Annotated in this window: 15 protein-coding genes; 2 read left to right on the top strand and 13 right to left on the bottom strand. The window is 42.9% G+C overall.

Annotated elements, in window-relative coordinates; genetic code table 11:
• The first annotated feature begins 550 nt into the window (after positions 1-550).
• Positions 551-2,404, top strand: coding sequence for a rhamnogalacturonan lyase family protein (locus tag CRO17_RS07480; protein ID WP_097040872.1), 1,854 nt, complete (start codon positions 551-553; stop codon positions 2,402-2,404).
• Positions 2,405-2,484: 80 nt separating this feature from the next.
• Here CRO17_RS07480 and CRO17_RS07475 read toward each other — a convergent pair whose 3' ends face one another.
• The 7 genes from CRO17_RS07475 to CRO17_RS07445 all read right to left on the bottom strand — a co-directional run bounded on the left by CRO17_RS07475 (position 2,485) and on the right by CRO17_RS07445 (position 10,630).
• Positions 2,485-3,051 (bottom strand): histidine phosphatase family protein, encoded by a 567-nt coding sequence (locus CRO17_RS07475; RefSeq protein ID WP_097040869.1) that lies wholly within the window; start codon positions 3,049-3,051, stop codon positions 2,485-2,487.
• Between the two features lie 30 nt (positions 3,052-3,081).
• On the bottom strand, positions 3,082-3,522 hold the full coding sequence (locus tag CRO17_RS07470; protein WP_097040868.1) for a PH domain-containing protein: 441 nt from the start codon (positions 3,520-3,522) through the stop codon (positions 3,082-3,084).
• Between the two features lie 150 nt (positions 3,523-3,672).
• A complete protein-coding gene (locus CRO17_RS18020; RefSeq protein WP_143596001.1) occupies positions 3,673-3,807 on the bottom strand; it encodes a YfzA family protein in 135 nt (44 codons plus the stop codon).
• Between the two features lie 216 nt (positions 3,808-4,023).
• Positions 4,024-5,526, bottom strand: coding sequence for an FAD-dependent oxidoreductase (locus CRO17_RS07460; RefSeq protein ID WP_097040863.1), 1,503 nt, complete (start codon positions 5,524-5,526; stop codon positions 4,024-4,026).
• Positions 5,527-5,585: 59 nt separating this feature from the next.
• Positions 5,586-9,149 carry a dynamin family protein gene (locus tag CRO17_RS07455; RefSeq protein WP_097040861.1) on the bottom strand — a complete coding sequence of 1,188 codons (3,564 nt, stop codon included), beginning with the start codon at positions 9,147-9,149 and terminating at the stop codon, positions 5,586-5,588.
• An 89-nt stretch (positions 9,150-9,238) separates the two neighbouring features.
• Positions 9,239-10,285: a C45 family autoproteolytic acyltransferase/hydrolase gene (locus CRO17_RS07450; protein WP_097040859.1), complete on the bottom strand. Its 1,047-nt coding sequence runs from the start codon at positions 10,283-10,285 to the stop codon at positions 9,239-9,241.
• A 72-nt stretch (positions 10,286-10,357) separates the two neighbouring features.
• Positions 10,358-10,630, bottom strand: coding sequence for a DUF3221 domain-containing protein (locus tag CRO17_RS07445; RefSeq protein WP_097040858.1), 273 nt, complete (start codon positions 10,628-10,630; stop codon positions 10,358-10,360).
• A 132-nt stretch (positions 10,631-10,762) separates the two neighbouring features.
• Here CRO17_RS07445 and CRO17_RS07440 point away from each other — a divergent pair, with 132 nt between their 5' ends.
• A complete protein-coding gene (locus tag CRO17_RS07440) occupies positions 10,763-11,332 on the top strand; it encodes a DUF6434 domain-containing protein (protein WP_097040856.1) in 570 nt (189 codons plus the stop codon).
• Between the two features lie 293 nt (positions 11,333-11,625).
• Here the strand turns inward: CRO17_RS07440 and CRO17_RS07435 are convergent, their stop codons facing one another.
• From CRO17_RS07435 to parE, 6 genes are all read right to left on the bottom strand, one after another.
• Positions 11,626-12,252 (bottom strand): PepSY domain-containing protein, encoded by a 627-nt coding sequence (locus CRO17_RS07435; protein WP_097040854.1) that lies wholly within the window; start codon positions 12,250-12,252, stop codon positions 11,626-11,628.
• 96 nt (positions 12,253-12,348) lie between these two features.
• Positions 12,349-13,686 carry a sensor histidine kinase gene (locus tag CRO17_RS07430; protein ID WP_097040852.1) on the bottom strand — a complete coding sequence of 446 codons (1,338 nt, stop codon included), beginning with the start codon at positions 13,684-13,686 and terminating at the stop codon, positions 12,349-12,351.
• The gene (locus CRO17_RS07425) at positions 13,683-14,372 is read right to left on the bottom strand and encodes a response regulator transcription factor (RefSeq protein WP_097040850.1); all 690 of its coding nucleotides are present in this window, start codon (positions 14,370-14,372) and stop codon (positions 13,683-13,685) included. Before CRO17_RS07425 ends, CRO17_RS07430 begins: the two co-directional genes overlap by 4 nt.
• Before the next feature lie 19 nt (positions 14,373-14,391).
• The gene (locus tag CRO17_RS07420; RefSeq protein ID WP_097040848.1) at positions 14,392-14,856 is read right to left on the bottom strand and encodes a flavin reductase family protein; all 465 of its coding nucleotides are present in this window, start codon (positions 14,854-14,856) and stop codon (positions 14,392-14,394) included.
• A gap of 159 nt (positions 14,857-15,015) precedes the next feature.
• Entirely contained in the window at positions 15,016-17,454 is a 2,439-nt protein-coding gene (gene parC, locus CRO17_RS07415; protein ID WP_097040845.1) for a DNA topoisomerase IV subunit A, read from the bottom strand.
• A 12-nt stretch (positions 17,455-17,466) separates the two neighbouring features.
• Positions 17,467-19,419 (bottom strand): DNA topoisomerase IV subunit B, encoded by a 1,953-nt coding sequence (gene parE, locus CRO17_RS07410; RefSeq protein WP_097040843.1) that lies wholly within the window; start codon positions 19,417-19,419, stop codon positions 17,467-17,469.
• Positions 19,420-19,639: the final 220 nt, after the last annotated feature.

Here is a 19,639-nt window from a genome sequence, read left to right as displayed (position 1 = left end):
TCAATGCATCACACTCTCGATCTATAAATATAAACGAAGGCAGCCACGCAACGTGAGCTGCCTTCTTTGTTTTTTTCTAGGATAAATACATGTAAGTCTGCAGTACGAAATAATACCAATTAACCTTTTAGATGTATTATCATATCGTGCCTGTTCATTATTAGTAAAATTTTAACAACCCTCATGACTTTTTGCTGCTAACATCTCCCCAACTACATGTAAAATACGCTCTTTGATGTTCTTCTTAATTGTAAAAATACATTGGTTAAGGTTTGTAATTTACGTCACGTCAGCTCTATTTAACAGCAACGTCTTGAATTGACGACAACTAGGTGATTGATTATTTGGTTGAGTTTGTAAAATGTAACTTTTATATAGCTGCTTCACTAATAATATGGAAAATCATTTACAAAGTCTGTTAATTTTGAACAGATTAGACTATACAATATCGATAAAGTCAAGTCGATAAGATAGATGAAATAAAAAATAGATGACCGCATATTTTCCTTCACGGGTGAAAGTACCTATGCGGTCGCAGGAGGATGATGAAGTGTTTTACAAACGAAAGTCATTCAAAAGGTCTATCGGGTTGGTGATGGCGCTTTCCCTTGGTCTGTCGTTTTCTTCTCCGCCCCTTATAGCAAATGCAAACACAGAGAGCGGAAAAGAAAAGGCTGGACCAAGACAAATGGAAAATCTCGGGCGCGGTGTCGTAGCTGTCCGTGACGGTTCCACTGTTTTTATCAGTTGGCGCTTACTCGCATTAGATGCCAAAGACATCGGATTTAATGTCTATCGTTCAGCAGCAGGAGAAAAAGAAGTCAAAATTAATAAGGCAGTCTTAACAAAAGGTACTAATTTTGAGGATAAAACCGCTGACTTATCCGTAGACAACGTTTATCATGTAAAGCCAGTTATTGACGGTGAAGAAGTAGAAGATAATAAAACAGCAGGCTCCTCCTTTACTTTAGAAGCCGGAAAAGCGGATGGTCCTTATGTGACTGTTCCTCTAAAAGAAGGCGGACCTATTCGAAATGTTTGGGTTGGTGATTTTGATGGTGATGGGGAGTATGATTATTTCCTCACTCGTTATAAAGACAAACCGCAAGTGGTAGAAGCGTACAAACAAGACGGCACATTACTATGGTCTGGAAGTATGGGTCCCAACAGTGATGCTAGCAACAGTTACAACTCCGCAACAATCGATGTAGGCATGTGGGATAATGCTACGGTTTATGATTTAGATGGCGATGGTAAATCAGAAGTTATCTTAAAAATTGCGAATGGTGTTACGTTTGGAGATGGTCAAAAATGGACCGACAGCAGTGACACGAAACAATGGATTGCAGTGCTTGACGGCATGACAGGTAAACTTAAAAGCGCGCAGCCGCTACCTGATGATTTCATTTCCGACGGCCCTTTAGCCACACAGCTAGGTATTGGTTACCTTGATGGGAAAACACCAAGTATTGTTGTATATGCGAAAAATCGTACAGAAGACAGAAAAGCATTTAATCTAGTCTTTTCTGCATACAGCTATGATGGATCAAAATTAAAGATGGACTGGAAATGGATCAGAGAAACGCAAGAGTACGCGGATGGCCATCAAAATAGAATTGGCGATTTTGACGGAGACGGAAAAGATGAAATTAGTACAATTGGTTTCGTCTTAAATGGTGACGGTACGTTGAAATACGATTTACCTGACGTGCGTCACGGTGACCGTTTTTATATCGGAAAATTTGATCCGAACAGGGAAGGTTTCCAGGGATATGGCATTCAGCAAGATAGTAAAACTGGGTTGCTGGATTATTATTATGACGCAACCAATGGCTCCATGCTGTGGCAGCATAAAGATACAGCCAATGCGGGTAAAATAGATGTAGGACGCGGTAATATTGGTGATATAGATCCTAGATATCCAGGCTATGAAATCTGGGCATTTGACGGGATATACAATGCCCCTACAAATAAGCAAATCACTACAAAAGAGCATCAGCCTTATCCTAACTTCCGTCTGTGGTGGGATGGCGATCTGCTAAGTGAGAAATGGGATTCTGGGAATATCGGTAAATGGTATTATGAAAAGAATAAGGTTGGCCGTTTAGTAACCACTTGGAAATATGAAAATGCTACAAGAAATGATCGCAAAGTGATGGCATTTTATGGTGATATATTGGGGGATTGGCGTGAAGAAGTAATTCAGACAAATCGAGATTACTCAAAACTTGTCATCTTTACTACCTCTATGCCGTCTGATCACCGTTTATACACACTTGCTCAAAACCCAATGTACCGAAATTCTATGACGTTAAAAGGTTATACACAATCGCATCTAACAGACTATTATCTGGGAAGTGATATGGAAACTCCGCCAACACCTAATATTTATTTAGCTCCATAATATAGTGTCGGAGTCTCTCTGCTGACACCCTATTGCCGATATATTGGCAATAGGGTGTTTCGTTTCATAAGTGACATAATTTACGTACATAATCGTTGAACGCTTATTAATTCTTGCTCTTTGAATTCCAGTTTATACACATCCGGTTTTGTCGTGCTATGTAAAAACTCTAATCCATAGCTGCGGTCAAAGTAGCCCATCATCAATGTCATTACAGCTCCATGGGTACCTATTACGACTTTTTTACCTTGAAAAGTTTCTAACAGTTCTAACAAAACGCTTACCGCTCTTTTCTGACAATCAGCATTAGATTCTGCGCCCTTTAAAGTGAAGCTTGCATCCCTAAATGACTTCTCCAATAGCGGAATCAATTCTTTATCTCCTACTCGATTTTCTTCAGCTGAGAATTTTCTTTCCTTTAAACCTTCATAAACGAGAACTTCTTTGTTTATATGAAGCGCTATCTCATTAACTGTTAATATAGAACGTGTATACGGACTTGATGCAACAATATCTATTCCTTCGTCTGCTAATAATGCCGTCACTCTTTGCGCATCTAAGTAACCTTTCTCCGTTAAACCTCTTGTTCTTTCATTCCCGTTTTTAGGAGAATCACCGTGTCTTACCATATAAATAAATGTTTGCATCGCTTCCTCCATATGTTGCTTGCTTTGTGTTTATTCACGAAAACGCACGTGCGGACAGCGTTTTTGCAACTCACTAATAAATTCTTTTTTATGTTCTGGTGATATTTTCACACTTCCAGCTATACCTGTTTTATAGCATATTTCTAATGCATCTCTAGATGACAAGATACGATAACCTGTAAATATATCTTTTGTTGGGTCTACTTTCGTTATATCGCCGTAAGAAATTCGACTTCGGAATGGTCCGCCTTTCACGAATAAGTGTTTCTCACAAAAAGCATATTTAATAGAAAAAATGGACCACACAAGTATACTCACGATAAGGGAGAATGATGCTGTCATAAGGAATGCTGCTAACCAGGTAACCCCCTTCATAAACACAAGCGGCCAGAAACACGATAAGGCAACGATAGCCAATACGATTAAAATAAAATTCACAAAAAAGGCATCCACTTTAGAGCGAAAAATCATGAAATATACCACCCTCTAATTGAGGTTTGTAAAGTAGATAGAGTCGCTTAGACGTACTTGATGAGCTAGTCTCTGTTGGGAGTTATACAAGAAACGATGTCTTTAATGGAGGTAAATACAATGTGAAGTACTGCTAAGAAAGTGATTATTTTAAAAATAAGGATTTTCATACAGTCTGATATATTCTGTGAACAGCTGCGTGTTGATTACTTGCGCGAAATTGCCAATGAGATTTGTGTTCGGTTCCAGAGATGTATCATCTATAACGATGAATAGTGTCTGCATCAATAAGAAGCCATTGTTAATCTCATCTTTGTTGTAACTCCATTCATCGTATGACCCGAATAAATTATATCATGCATAACCCATAATTTGTAAGTGTTATCAGATATACTAACTGTCACTTCATCTTTTCTGCACGAAATCTTCATTACCAAACTTCTTGCAAACAGTCACAGCAAAAAGACTGCCAGCAATACCTAGCAGTCTATTCGTTTTCCCTTATTCTCTATCCAAATCCCGAATGGCTGGACCTTCTACCACTTCTCCGACAGCTGTAAAACGCGAGCCGTGACAAGAGCAATCCCACGTATGATCCGCATCATTCCATGCGACGGGGCACCCGTTATGGGTGCAGCTTGCGTTCATTTCATGCAGACTGCCCTCGTCATCGCGGTAATAAGCCATCGTTTGGCCGTCTTTCTCTAAAAGAGCGCCTTTCCCGTTTGGCAAATCATCCGGCTGGACAACTTTTTCATTACTGATTCGATCAACGTCATCTTCTCCGAAACTAGCAGCTTCTGCTTCTTCCATTTCACGGCCGATTTTGTAAAGATCAGCAAACGCATTTTCTTTTCCATCAATCAAATCCGCTAGCAAGGTTGCAGCTGCTACACCGTTGGATAAGCCCCATTTTCCGAATCCAGTTGCCGTATACACACCTGGTGCTTCATCACTCACTTTGCCGACAAATGGCAGCTGGTCAGTCGTGAGCAAATCATGACTGGACCAATGCTCATACAGCTCTTCTACTCCGAATTGTTCGTCCGCAAATTGATAGATTCTTTCATAGCGATCAAGCACTGAAGTACCGTCACCTGTCACATGCGATTCTCCGCCGACTAGCACATAGTGGTCCTCGCCTTTTTTCAAGCTGCGAATCGATCGTTTCGGAGACTCAAGACTAATGTACATACCTTTTGGATAAGGCTTTTTCGACTTGATTGCAATACCGTATGAGTTTTTTGGGTTCATGTTGGAGGAAAAGTATTGATTCTCAAGCTCCAATGGAAAATGTGTGGCACTAACAACGTTATTCGCTGTGATGGAGTAGCCGCTTTCTGTGTGAACAACTGGACGCTCTTCAGTGTCAAAGGATACTGCCAGCGTTTGTTCATAGATACTGCCGCCGCGCAGCTCGATCTCTTTCAGCAGTCCTGCCAAGTACTTTACCGGATGAAACTGCGCTTGCTGACGCATAACAGCTGCTGCTTTAATTGGTATATCAAGCGGCAGTTTATCGGTTAAATAACCGTCAATTTGCAGCTTGCGGTACGCCTCGACTTCTTTCTCAATTGTTTCTGTACCTTCATCCAGCTGGGTATAAACATAAGCGTCTTGCTCTTCAAATTCACAATCGATTCCATGCTCAGCAGCTGTATCTTTTACGTAGTTGATGGCTTGCAGATTGGCTTGGAAATATTGCTTGGCTGTTTCCTCCCCATATCGCTCAATCAAGCCTTGGTAAATAATATCATGCTGTGCTGTCAGTTTACTTGTTGTGTAACCAGTAGTTCCTGAAATAAGATCGCGCCCTTCAATCAGCACAACCCTGCGGCCTCGTTTTGTCAGTTCATAAGCTGTCGTAATACCAGCAATTCCTGCACCGATGACCAATACATCTGTATCCAGATCCTTCTCAAGCACAGGATAAGACGGCATATCCGTGGAATTTCGCCAGTAAGATGATGGTTTATCTGAAAATAACTTGTTTGTTTGCTTCATAACTGCTAACCTCCTGGACTATTTCCTTTTGGTTATACAGTAACCTTATTTGCCATCTATCAAACGTTTGTACGCAATAATGACTGAAACGTTTCCAGCGCTTCTTGAAGCTTTTGTTTAGAAGAAGTGTCCGTCAATGCGCGCAGCATGCCGCTATAATAGCCTGCCAGCTGCTTGACAGCCTGCTTCTGCATTCGTTTTTCTTCTGCTTGCCATATTTGACTGTAATGGTTTTCCATAGCTGCGGTATAGTCTTTCAGAATGTCCGTCAGCATCGGATCAAGCAGCTTTAATAGCTCCTCTTTCAGCATTTCTTTTTCGTTTCCTTGGAAAAATGCTTTTGCCCCTCGGTATAGCTTTTGCATGCGTGCGAGATCCGCCTGCTGGAAAGTGAGCTGTCTTTCGGGTGGCGCTGTTTCTGGCAGCCTGTTTTCGGCTGCAGCAGCAAGCGTTAACGCTTCATTGACGTCTTGTACCGTTTGTTCTGCTCCAATCCGCCAACGCTCCAACTGATCTCGGACAGTTCTATCGACACGGATGGTGACGGCTCGATACTCCTGTTCCAGCTGTAATCGAATTCGATGGGAGAATTCCATAATTTGACGGCCGACTTCCTCTCTGCCTGAAGCGCCGCTGCTTCTAATACGAGAAGGATTGAAGCATTGCTTGAACAGATCGTTTGCTTCCAGCAGCTGTCTTTCTTTTACATAGTGCAGCTGCTTCTCTATCCGCTGACTGATTGCTTGCTTGAATACTGGCTGTGTATACGTTTTAACTGTGCCCAGTACTTCCTCCTGCTCCACTTCGTATTGGCGGACTTTTTCTTGCTTGGATTTTTCATCCAAGTCCATTGCATCCGCATAAGCACGCAGCTGGATATATTGTCTTTGCAGTTCTTTTCCCGCACTGTCGATGATCACATCCGTCAGCTCATGACGAATGAAGCTGTTTAACTCTCGTTCCAGTTTTCCTAGTCCAGAATCCAGCTGTTGGGCGGATTGTTTCTCCTGCAAACCTAGTAAGCTGCTTAAAGCAAAGAGTCGCGGCTGACGGATTTGGAAGGTTGCCAGATTTTCTGCAACATAATTGGTAACGTAGTCTTTTTCCGCTTCATCCTTTGCTAAGTCACTGGCGTTAACGATAAAGAACATATTGTCCTTTTCCAAGGCACCCTTCACTTTTCCTAATTGCTGCAATACTTGTTCGTCTGCTTTGGAGAAAGCATGATTGTAATACGTAACAAACAAGATAGCATCCGCATGCTTCATGAATTGGAATGTGACATCTGTGTGGCGTGCATTAATAGAGTCAGCTCCTGGTGTGTCAATCAGCGTCACACCTTGCTTCAGAAACGCATTGTCCAAATAGACGGTAATTTGCTCAATAAAACAACTTAAGGATTCTCTTGTGACGTGCTCGCTGAACTTTTCAAATGGAATTTTCTCTTCAAAGCCTAGCTGTGTTTGCACAAATTGGTAACCTGTTTGGACGGCTTGCATAAAGCTTTGATGTCTTCTGTCTTCCACTAAGTCTGATGGTTTTTCTGTCAAAAATGTTTTCATGTCGATCTGTTTTCCGCTAAGACTTTCGATATCTGCCTTTATGTGGTTCTGTGATTTCCACTTGACGACCACAGTTTGATGCGGATGCGTCTTTGTTGCCTGTTTCAGCATATTAATGGACGCGGTTGTCGGGTTTGGCGATACTGGCAGCAGACTTTCTCCAAGTAATGCATTGGCAAATGACGATTTTCCTGCACTGAAGGCACCAAACAAAACGAGTGTATAATCCTGATTCGTTAATTTTTCTTTTCTATTCTTTAAATCTTCAATAGCAGATTGAAAGCCTTCCACTTCCGTGAGGGCAGCTGCAGCTTTTTCGAGATGCTTTGCCATTTCCTCGGGTAGCAGCTTTGATTCCAAGTCTGTTTGAGCTTGCACTTCCTGCTCAAGTTCAGCTGGTTTAGCAGCCGCTTCAGTGCGCAGCAAATCTGTACTGTTTTTCACTTCATATCTGTCCGCTATCGCTTGCTTCGCCTGGTCGATTGCTTCTGTTTCCATATCGTCCTCTGTTTGGTTTATGTCCACAGATATTTCTTTGAGGTCAAGCTGAAGCTGGTTTATTTTTTGTTGGATACGTTCATTTTCTGCTGCTTTTTGTTTTTCCTGCTTTTCCAGCTGTTCTGCTTGTTCAAAAGCGGTATCTGTCGTAGCAATAGCCGCTTCCACTACTGAAAGAGCCGCTTTTTTGTACGCTAGCTTAATATGATCCTGCACAGCAGCTGTATAAACAAGTGTATACGTTCCATTCATACTTGCACCTTGCTGAATATGCTGCTCCAGCAGGTCAGCTGGCAAGTCTGCTTTAAAATCCTGCAGCATTTTTTGTACCGATTCCTTGTACACATCATGCTGATCAGCCCATTCAATCAGCTTGTCACGCAATCGCCAGATGAGCTGCTTTTCGATTTGTTTTTGGATATGCTCCTCTGTCTCAGTACGCCGTCGTTCTCTTTCTTCTGCTGTTTTTCGTTTACTGTTTAAGAGACCAATTTTAAAGTCAGGGAATGTGGACTCTAAGTATTTCTCTGCCGATTCACGTACTTCATAAGGCATTAAGTTCGCATTTTTAAGCGTCTGCTGAATGGTTTCCCGCCCATTTTCCTCTGCTGCTTGCAGTTTGTTTCGCCAATTAGCAGCTTCATTTGTATGATCATCAATCAGTTCAAGAAGCTGTTCTTCCAGCGCTGCTGTTTCTTCGTCTGCTTGCTGCTTTGCTTCCTTCAGATATTGCTCAATCAGCCGCTGTCTGCCCCGTTCCAAACCTGCTTTGTGCAGCTGTTCTTTCTCTGTAAGCAGCTGCTGCATTTTTTGTTTCACTTCATTCAGCTGATTGTGCGCATGTGCTGGATCTTTTAACGTGGTATAAAAGATGTTTTCGGGTGTAATCTGCCATTGCTGAAATACAATCCGCACGCCATTTTGAAAATCCGTCCAAGGCAGCTCCTCTTCGCGATGTTTATCTATTTGGTTAACGATGAGATAAAACGGCTGCTGCTGTGCTGAAAGCTCCTGTAAAAACAGCAGGTTCACTTCTGATTGTACATGATTATAATCCGTCACATAAAACATACTGTCCACCAAATGCAATGCCGATTCGGTCATAAACCGATCTGCATCATCACTGGCATCTATGCCAGGGGTATCCATCAATGCAAGTTGCTCTGGAAGTCCAGTTTTATCATCTTGTATAGTAATTTTGCGGATATCTTTATTCCTGCAATACGTATCAAGGGTTTCTTTTCGGTAAGGAGCTGGCAGCTCATATTTTGTCTCATCCGAGCCATACGCAACCACTTGCGGGATACCTTGTTGGATTGTTACAATATTGGCGCTTGTCGGAATCGGACTGGCTGGCAGCACTTGGCTGCCGAGCAGCGCGTTAATAAGAGAACTTTTCCCTGCAGAAAAATGGCCAGTAAAACAAATAAAAGCCGTTTGATTTTCCGCTTTCTCGACTAAATCAAGTGTTTTTCTGCTAAACTGCGCTTCGTTTTTTGCTTCAAAAAATTGATACAATGCCGACAGACTGAACAATTCCTTTGTTTCTGCTGTACGCCGCATAGATGACCCCTCCTCTTATGTATGCGCATTCATATATTTTATTATAAAACAGGAAAACCGCACTTACCATTGTAAATGCGGTTTTTTGTTTATTCTCCCATATACGGAATACGAACATCGGTCTCCAATTCACCTGTAATTTGGCTGATTGACAAATTATTTCCTTTTATCCAGCTAGCAAAATCTATTTCGGTTGGCTCTTGATGACCGATAGCAAAAGCCATTTTCAGTTCTTTTGGTTTGTAGACAGAGGTATGAATCGTGCCTGCCCAGTTGCGATAGCTGTCGGAAAAAACATCATACTTCGGATCATTTAAAAGATGGAAACCTTCTTTTACGTCCATATCTTCTTGGTGATGTTTTTGAATAATATCCATGCGGCGCTCACTGTCGACAAGATAATGACGATTTTCTTTCGTCAGCACATCAAAATGATTCGTACTGTAGTGCGCTTTTTTTACAGCCGTTCCGCGCGGACTTCCCTCTATTACGCGGCGGGTTCCAGCTGCATCGTTTATAACATAGTTAAACGAATGCCGATGCGGCATTGCTGTCAGCTTTTCTACCGCCTCTTCTGTAGTAGAAGATGTTTCTAATACGATTCGTGCCAGCATGTTGCAAATAAAGCCTTCTTCGGCAAAACGCTGATGCACAAAATTATATCCAATCGTCAATCCTTTCTCGTTCATCCCATCGATGCGGCCCAGAATCCGCTGGGAAGGACCAATTGTTGCAAAATATTCTTTATCTGCTGGCTGAAACAAAACGAAACGGCCTTCATATGTTTTTGGATGATAATCATAATTACGGGCAAGAAAATCACTTCCGGTAACAATGGAGCAGCCGGAATTGATTCGATACTCTTGCTGAAAGCCGCTATAATCCATCAATGTCTCTTCGATGGAAAGGCCGAGCGCGTCACTCAATCCTGTCAGCTCTTCATAAATGCCAGGATGATAGCTGCGGAACATACGAAAAGCATCCGCAGCAGCTACTGTGTAACGACGGCGGTTCCGCTGTTTCTGCTTTTGCTGATAGGTGTATAAAGGTGTATCTTTTAAACGTTCCCCTTGCATCACGCCAAAGTCGTAATGCGATCCTCTAAAGGTGAACACGCTTGATTGTATTTGTTTCATAGGAGAACCCTTCTTTTTCTATAGTGTCCTCCTATTATCCAATACAATACAGTGCTGTGGGAAATGATATGCTTAACCCTCCTCCACTTTACAAACAGTAAGCTGCATCGGATAAGATTCCAGAACACTCGTATATTGCACAGAAATTTTATCGCCAATTTCAACTGCATCCGGTATGACAGCATCCCTTAGTACGTATTCTGTTTTCTCTTCCGACACAAGAAAATATAGTTCATCTTCTGTCGCATCCAGATAGCCATTCATTACTTGATGGCATTCTTCTAGTGTAGGTCTTGGGGCGCAGCCTGCCAACAGAATAGCTAAAAGCAAAACTAATATCCGCAAAATCCTGCTCCTTTCCTTGACTCACTGATTGTTTGTCGCCTTTTATGTAAATTATTTCTAGATAGTTATTGATTAAAGGGAACAAATGTTCTAAAATAGAGGTAGATACAAGACGAAGGTGGTTTGGTTTTCATGCGACCGGAACTTACAAAAGATATATCTATCCAAGACTTTCAAGACTTTTACTGGTTAAAAGAAGAACTGCAGCACTTTTGCAGAGAACATGCTATCAGTGCATCTGGTTCAAAGCTAGAGATTTCCGACAGAATTGAAGTATTTCTCCAGACCGGAGAAATTAAAAAACCAATCCGAAAGACGATAAAAGTTAAGCAAAAGATTCCTCAAGCAGCATTAAGTCCTGAAACAGTTATTGAGGAAAATCACCGCTGCAGCCAAGAAGTCCGCGCATTTTTTAAGTCGGTTATTCCTACGTTTCATTTTTCTGCTTACATACAGGATTACTTTAAAACCAATGTTGGCAAAACGTATCAAGATGTTGTCGAGGCGTGGCACGAGGAGGAGAACCGTAAGAAAAGTCCCACGTATAAGAAAAATATTGCGCCGCAGTTTGAGTATAACCGCTTTATTCGTGACTTTTTTGCTGATCCGAATAATCGTGAAAAAAGCCGCCAGGATGCTGTAGAAGCTTGGAATGACATCAAGAAACTTCCAGGAAGTAATGCATACAAGCTAGTAAACTAGCACTGCGATGTGGAAGCGCGCCAATACTAACAATCGCGATTTTGAATGCGATCTTCACAAAAAAAAATTCTTTTTCTTTAAGAATGCGGTTATTTCTGTCATTCCCTTTCACTTTGATATCGCATTTTCACATAGACGAGGTCACCAGTATTAATCTGTTTGTCACAATTCAAGCAGACAGGCTTTCTTCCAAACATCGGATACACCGCCTTCCTTCTTCTTCTGCATCTATACGATACAGTCTGTCGAAGGTTTCCAAAACAGGTACAAAAAAGAAGCAGCTCGCCGCTGCTTCAATCGTCTTCCCTATCGTATGTGATGGTTATAATTTCTCCGGATTGTGCATTGATGACAACATCTGCTTCATCATCAGCAGTTTGGAGTTCCAATTCATATACTGGCAGTCCGTCTTCCTCGTCGAACTCCGAATCTGTAACGCTGCCGCCTACTTCTTCTGTAGCAATCTTGATTGCTTCATCCATTGTAATTTTCACTTCAGCTTGCGATGCTTGTTTTTGCGGAGGCGTAGTATTTTTGTCAGCAGGCTGTTTTGTGTCCGTTTCTGAGCTATCTTCCTGCTGCTTATCATCAGCAGAACCCTCGCCTTTATCCGTAATTTCCGGCATTAAAGTGGATTGTATATTACTTTCTTTCAGGTTAATTACCTCTCCGGTATTACCATTTAAAATCAAGTCATACCGTGTCTCTCCATTTTCCAAATCAATCTCATAACGCGGTTCGCTGCCGCTTCTGTCTAATTCAATTTCGGTAACTGTAGCACTGTATTGTTTCTCTGCCTGTTGACGCGCTTGCTCCATTGTCATTTCCGGTTCTCCAGCAGATGCTCGCATCCGATAAAGACCAAAGACAGCAACAACAATCACGGCAATTGTGACAGGAATTATCCATCTTTTCTTCACTCTGATCGCCTCCAGCTAGGATTCTACAGTTAGTATATCCTTCTCTCATTAAAGAAAGGCTGTGTGTTTTATTAAAATTTCATGAGAGTCAACACGTCAGCGTGACAGAATAATGGTAAAAACAGAACCTGCGCCTGGTGTACTGTTGACTTTGATTTTTCCATCGTGCAGCTCAACTAGCTGTTTGGCTATCGCAAGTCCAAGACCACTGCCGCCTTTGGACCGTGTACGCGCTTTGTCTACTCGGTAAAAACGATCAAATATGAGCAGCTGATCCTTTTCATCCAGGCCTTCTCCATAGTCTTTCACAGAAAGGAGCGCTTCATCTTGAGTTGATGTAACAGAAACTTCAATGTGCTCGTCACTATATTTAATGCTGTTGCTCAGTAAAATATAGATAACTTGTTTCAGCATGTTTGCATCACCCGATACTGTGACAGCTTGCTCTGCTTGCACGATAATTTCACGCTGATGCGCTATCTCCATTGCCTGGGAGCAGGTTTTAGCTAGTTCAGCAAGATCGAGAGGTTCTTTTTCCAGTAAAGCTGGATCATCCTTTGCTAAGATGAGCAGCTGGTCAACCAGTGCCTGCATGCGTTCTGTTTCACTATGAATGGCTTGTACTGCCTCTTGCTGCACTTCAGGGTCATCGGCTCCCCAGCGATCAAGCAGCTTGCTGTAACTTTTAATAATACTGATCGGCGTTTTTAGTTCATGAGAAGCATCGGAGACGAACTGCTGCTGCTTGGAAAAGTTCGCTTCCAGCTGGTCGACCATTTCATTAAACGTATCACTTAATGCCTGTAATTCGTCATGCCTTTTATTGTCGATTTTCATTCGTTCCCATTTACCGCTGTTGCGAATAGCCTGCATTGTCGAAGTCAAAGCAAGAATTGGACGCAGCAGAAAGCTACCTAATAACCTGCCGCCGAAAATACAAGGAATCAGTATAAACAATCCTGCAAGCGTCAGACTGTATTTTAGTACTTGAAGCGCTTGTTCCAGGCTGACCAGCTCTTCGGTAACTTGCATCGTATAGATTTCATTGTTGCGAATAACTGGAATCTCTACTTCCGCATACCAGCTTTCCTCATGGTAGTATGTATGATCTGTTTCTTGGCTTGAAAACGCAAAAGGAAGCTCTCTATATTTTTCGGCTCTGGTAATGACACCCTCACTCTGTCCATTTGGACTGATAAAGCGAACCATCCCCTCTGCCGGCAAATCGGCTTGGAACAAACTTGTGCGCGACGTATCGTTCCAGTCAACCGCAGCCGCTGTTTCTGCTAGTTCACGCCCTTGCTCATGTAGCCGGTCAATGCTGTTATGTAAGCTCACTTGCCGGAACAAGAAATAAATATATGCATTGACGATTAGCAGTAAAATAACGAGGGTCACAATTATATATAATTGGATCCTTGTGCGCAGCTTCACTTTTCTTCATCCTTTATTGTATACCCAACGCCCCTAACGGTTTTGATTAACTTGCGCCTCGCAGCAGCGTCCACTTTTTTCCGAAGATAGCGAATGTAAACATCTACTACATTTGTATCGCCGGCGTATTGAAAGCCCCACACACGTTCCAGCAGCTGATCCCTTGTTAGAACTTGCTTTTCATGCTTCATCAAAAATAACAGCAAATCATATTCGCGCGGTGTGAGCTCTAATTCATTTTTACCGCGTTTAACTGTTCGCGTCTTTTCGTCTAATGTCAAATCACCTACTTGCAATGCTGGCTCTTTTTCAGCGGCTGTGTTCGTATGTCGAAGATGCGCACGAATGCGTGCCAGCAGCTCTTCAATTTCGAATGGCTTTGTCATATAGTCTGTTGCACCAAGATCAAAACCACTTACTTTATCGGGAACAGCATCTCTTGCTGTCAGCAGCATAACGGGCACATGCGCATCCTGCTTACGGATTCGGCGCAGCAGCTCCATGCCGCTTAACGATGGCAGCATCACGTCCAGCAGAATAAGTTGGTACGTATTTCCGTAAAATGCTTCCAATGCATCCAAGCCATCATATTTCACATCAACCGTGAACCCTTCATGTTCGAGCTCCAGCTGCAGCAAACGTGCCATTTTCTTTTCATCTTCCACAACCAAAATTGTTTGCTCCATAGGCCTTTGCTTCCTTTCCTTATGTCGCTTTGATTTCTCGGTAGCTTCCTCCGTAATACAGGACAGGGTCCCCATCACGCTGTACTAAATCTTCTACTTCGCCAATCAAAATGACATGATCACCGGCTTTTACCTTTTCCACAACTTTGCAAGCGAGTGTAACTAGCGCACCGTCCACAACAGGAACATCTTTCAGTGTCGTTATCGGCAGCGGCTTTTCCTTTGCAATCTGTTTGGCGAACACCATGCTTACTTCTTTTTGCTCTTCTGCGAGAACACTGACTCCAAATGTGTCGTTTTCCTGCAAAACGTCATATAACGAAGCCTTTTCATCAATTGAAACAGCAATCAAATGCGGCTCCAGTGAAACGGACATGAAAGCGTTTACCGTCATGCCTTTCATTTCTCCAGCTACTTCTGTTGATACAATTGTGATACCTGTTGCAAATTTCCCCATTGCATCTCGAAATGTTCTGTTATCCATCTTGTACCCCCTCCGTCCGAATTACTATACGTAAAACTATACCATGCAAATTAGTTTAGCTGTCAATTATTCTATCCTTCAGAAGCTCATCCTGTGCTGAAAATACAAAAAAGAGAGGCTAGACGCCTCTCCAGTTTACATAATAATATTCCTGTCTACTTACTCTTCTTGCGGAAAAGCAATATCATAGACAGCCTCCGGATATGTGTCAGTCACTTCTCCGTGCTTGTCTACATCCAAAACGTAAGATCCATTGCTGTACCGGTCATTGGCATTCAGCTTCATTGGCTCCAGCAGATGATTTTCTTTATCCTTTGTTTCAATATGAATCGTCATTTCTTGCTCTACTACATAAAATCCGACAATGCGATGCGGACTCTTCTTTAATTCACGAAGCATTACAACGCCTCGTTTTGCTCTGCCGGATGGTTCAAATTCTTTCAGCTTCATCCGTTTTGCTGCGCCGCGATGCGTAATAATCGCAATACTTGGTGCATGCTGCAGATCAAATGTCTGCGCACCTACGATGTGCTCGCCTTCTTTCAGCTGCATGCCTTTCACACCAGCAGCACGAATACCAATCGGACTGACTTCTTCTTCCGTGAACCATAAACCGTAGCCTGTATTCGTAGCCATGAATAACTGTTTCTGTCCATCTGTTAATGCAACATGACATACTTCATCATCGTTTTTCAAGTTGATAGCAGTGAGTGACTTGTTCGCTCGCGATGCTTCGTACAGCTGCAATTCACTTCGTTTTACAAGCCCATTTCTTGTGAAGAAAACAAGATAACCGCCATTTTTAAAATCGCGTACTGGTATGCTGGCAATAACTTTTTCGTCTTTTTCCATGCTGACGATATTAGCCAAATGCTGTCCTTGATCTTTCCAGCGTATGTCTGGCAGTTCATGCACCGGCATATAACTGAATTTCCCTTTATTCGTAAACACAAGCAGTTTATCCGTCGTGTTAATCTCCTGCAAGCCAACAAGATGGTCTTCTTCCTTAATGGCCAAACCTTCGCCATTGGAGGCTTGGTAGGAACGCAGGCTTGTCCGTTTGATGTATCCATCATGTGTTACCGTTACGAGTACTTCCTCTGATGCAACCATAACTTCAAGGTTGATTTTCAGTTCTTCGATCTCATTTTCGATTTGTGTACGCCGATCGGTATGGAAGTTCTTTTTAATTGCGCGAAGATCCTGCTTGATGACTTTGTGCAAAACCTTTTCATTTTTCAGGATATCTTCAAGCTTTTGGATCTGTTCATCCAGCTCATCAGATTCCTTCTGCAAAGCCGTAATGTCTGTATTCGTCAAACGATACAACTGCAAGTTCACGATTGCTTCTGCTTGTGCTTCGGTAAAGCCGTAAGCTTCTTCAATCCGACGCTTCGCATCTGCTTTATCTTTAGACGCACGAATGGTTGCAATAAGTTCGTCGAGTATCGAAATAGCTTTGATTAAACCTTCGACGATGTGCTTGCGGTCTTTCGCTTTTTGCAAATTGTATTGCGACTGTCTTGTTACAACTTCTTTCTGATGCTCGATATACGCATCCAGCAGCTTTGTTAAACCAAGCAGCTGCGGCGTTTTATCTTTGATGGCCACCATGTTGAAATTATAAGAGATTTGCAGATCCGTATTTTTATATAAATAATGCAAAATACCTTGTGCATCTGCATCTTTTTTCAGTTCCACGACAATGCGCATACCGGTACGGTCGGTTTCGTCTCTAACTTCAGCGACACCTTCCACTTTTCGGTCCAGCCGCAGCTCATCCATCCGTTTGACAAGATTCGCTTTGTTTACTTCATAAGGAATCTCATCAATGACGATTTGCTGTTTGCCGCCTTTAATATCTTCAATGCTCGTTTTTCCGCGAACAATAATCTTTCCTTTTCCAGTCTCATACGCTTTCTTAATGCCCTCGACACCTTGGATGATCCCCCCTGTCGGGAAATCCGGTCCCTTCATGACTGTCATCAATTCATCTACAGTGACAGTTGGCTTGTCCATTCGCATAATAACTGCATCGATGACCTCACCTAGCTGGTGCGGCGGAATTTCCGTAGCGTATCCTGCTGATATACCAGTAGATCCATTCACAAGCAGATTTGGGAACTTCGCTGGAAGTACCGTTGGCTCTGCGTTTGTATCGTCAAAGTTCGGAACAAATTCGACCGTATTTTTATCGATATCACGCAATAATTCCGAAGCAATGCTGGAAAGCCTTGCTTCGGTATAACGCATCGCAGCAGGCGGATCGCCGTCAACACTACCGTTATTTCCGTGCATTTCTACCAGTACGTTGCGAACTTTCCATGTTTGACTGAGCCGAACCATTGCTTCATACACGGAACTGTCACCGTGCGGGTGAAAGTTACCAATTACCGTACCGACGGTTTTGGCAGACTTCCGGAACGGTTTATCATGTGTGTTCCGCTCATCGTACATTGCATATAAAATCCGGCGCTGTACCGGCTTTAAGCCATCTCTCGCATCCGGCAGCGCGCGGTCTTGAATAATATATTTACTGTATCTGCCGAATCGGTCTCCGATGACTTCCTCCAATGGCAGATCCAAATATTTTTCCAAAAGAAATCCCCCTTAGTTGTGCAGCTTGTCGTTTTCGAGGATATTTCCGTCTTCTTCCATACCGAAAGCGACATTACTTTCGATCCATTTACGACGCGGCTCTACTTTGTCGCCCATCAACGTGGTAATGCGGCGCTCAGCACGTGCAAAATCCTCGATTGTTACACGAATGAGTGTGCGCGTCTCTGGATCCATTGTTGTCTCCCAAAGCTGATCGGCATTCATCTCACCGAGTCCTTTGTAGCGCTGAATTGTATAGCCGTTCTTTAGTTCCTGTACGATGGTGCGCATCTCCTCATCGCTCCAGGCATAACGGATCACTTCTTTTTTGCCTTTGCCTTTAGAAACTTTATACAGCGGCGGCAGCGCAATAAATACTTTGCCTTTTTCAATCAATTCTTTCATATAGCGATAGAAGAATGTAAGCAGCAAGATTTGAATATGTGCTCCATCCGTATCGGCATCTGTCATGATGACAACTTTGTCATATTGTACATCATCTAATGTGAAGTCTGCTCCGACACCAGCACCAATTGTGTGGATAATCGTTGAGATTTCCTCATTTTTCATGACGTCCTGCAGCTTCGCTTTTTCCGTATTAATAACTTTACCGCGCAAAGGCAAAACTGCCTGAAACTTACGGTCACGTCCCTGTTTCGCAGAACCGCCGGCAGAATCACCCTCCACCAGGTACAGTTCATTTTTCTGCGGGTTGCGCGATTGAGCCGGTGTAAGCTTACCGCTTAGAAGCGTATCTCTGCGCTTTTTCTTTTTGCCGCTGCGGGCATCTTCCCGTGCTTTTCGAGCTGCTTCTCGGGCTTCTTTTGCACGAATTGCCTTTTTGACGAGCATTCCGGCAATATCCGGATTCTCAGAAAGGAAGTAAGAAAGTTTTTCAGAAACTAAAGCATCTACTGCAGATCGTGCTTCAGAAGTACCAAGCTTGCTTTTCGTTTGTCCTTCGAATTGAAGCAGTTCTTCCGGAATGCGGACGCTGACAATTGCCGTTAGCCCCTCCCGAATATCTGTTCCTTCGAGGTTTTTATCCTTTTCTTTCAACAGATTATTGCGGCGTGCGTATTCATTAAATACACGTGTCATCCCGGACTTGGCACCCGCTTCATGGGTACCGCCATCCTTGGTACGAACGTTGTTGACAAAACTTAGCATTGTCTCTGTATAGCCATCATTGAACTGAAAGGCGAAGAATACCTCAATCGCTTGCTGTTCGCCTTCAAAGGCAACAACAGGATGGAGCGTATCTTTTTCCTCGTTCAAGTAATCAACGAACGACTGCAAACCGTCCGGATAGAGGTAAGTTTCTTCTTTGCCGCTGCGCTCATCCTGAATATGAAAAGCTACACCCTTTAACAAGAACGCTGCTTCACGAAGACGCTCGGTCAGCGTTTCGTAATTGTAAGTTGTTGTTGAGAACATGGAAGGATCCGGTTTGAAGTGGATACTTGTTCCCGTTTTTTTCGTTTTTCCTTGCTTTTCAAGCGAAGTGACAGGCTTTCCGCCATTTTCAAAACGCTGCGTGTAAATAAATCCATCACGGTGAATGGTGACGACTAGCCGTTCAGACAAAGCGTTTACAACGGAAGCGCCAACACCATGCAGCCCTCCGCTTGTGCTGTAGCCGCCTTGACCAAATTTCCCGCCGGCATGCAAAACAGTGAATATAACTTCAGGTGTCGGTCTTCCGGTAGCGTGCATACCAGTAGGCATACCCCGTCCGAAATCCTCCACCGAAATACTGTTATCTTTGTGGATGATTACATTAATTTTTTCTCCATAGCCTGCCAGCGCTTCGTCCACGCTGTTGTCGACAATTTCATAAACTAAATGATGTAAGCCCCGGCTGTCGGTGCTACCGATATACATGCCCGGTCGCTTTCTGACCGCTTCAAGTCCTTCAAGCACTTGAATTGAGTCATCTGAATAATGCGATGTTTGTTTAACCAATGCAACATCGGCTCCCTTCTTCGAACAAAAAGAACTGTTTCCAAGTCTTCTTCAGCACACGCTGAAGAGACAATACGCTATGTTCATCATAACACCGAACATACGTTTGTGTAAACTGGCCCCCTTGGTTAGCAGAGTCCAGTGTGTGCCTAATTAAAAGTAGCAGAATAATGCCAGTCAATCAATCCACATTTTGGGATTCTTTCAAATTAAACGTTTG

Origin of the sequence: Terribacillus aidingensis (genome assembly GCF_900215625.1) — a bacterium.
In the GTDB taxonomy this organism is placed as follows: Bacteria; Bacillota; Bacilli; order Bacillales; family Amphibacillaceae; genus Terribacillus; species Terribacillus aidingensis.
This window is presented reverse-complemented; position numbering and strand designations above follow the sequence as displayed.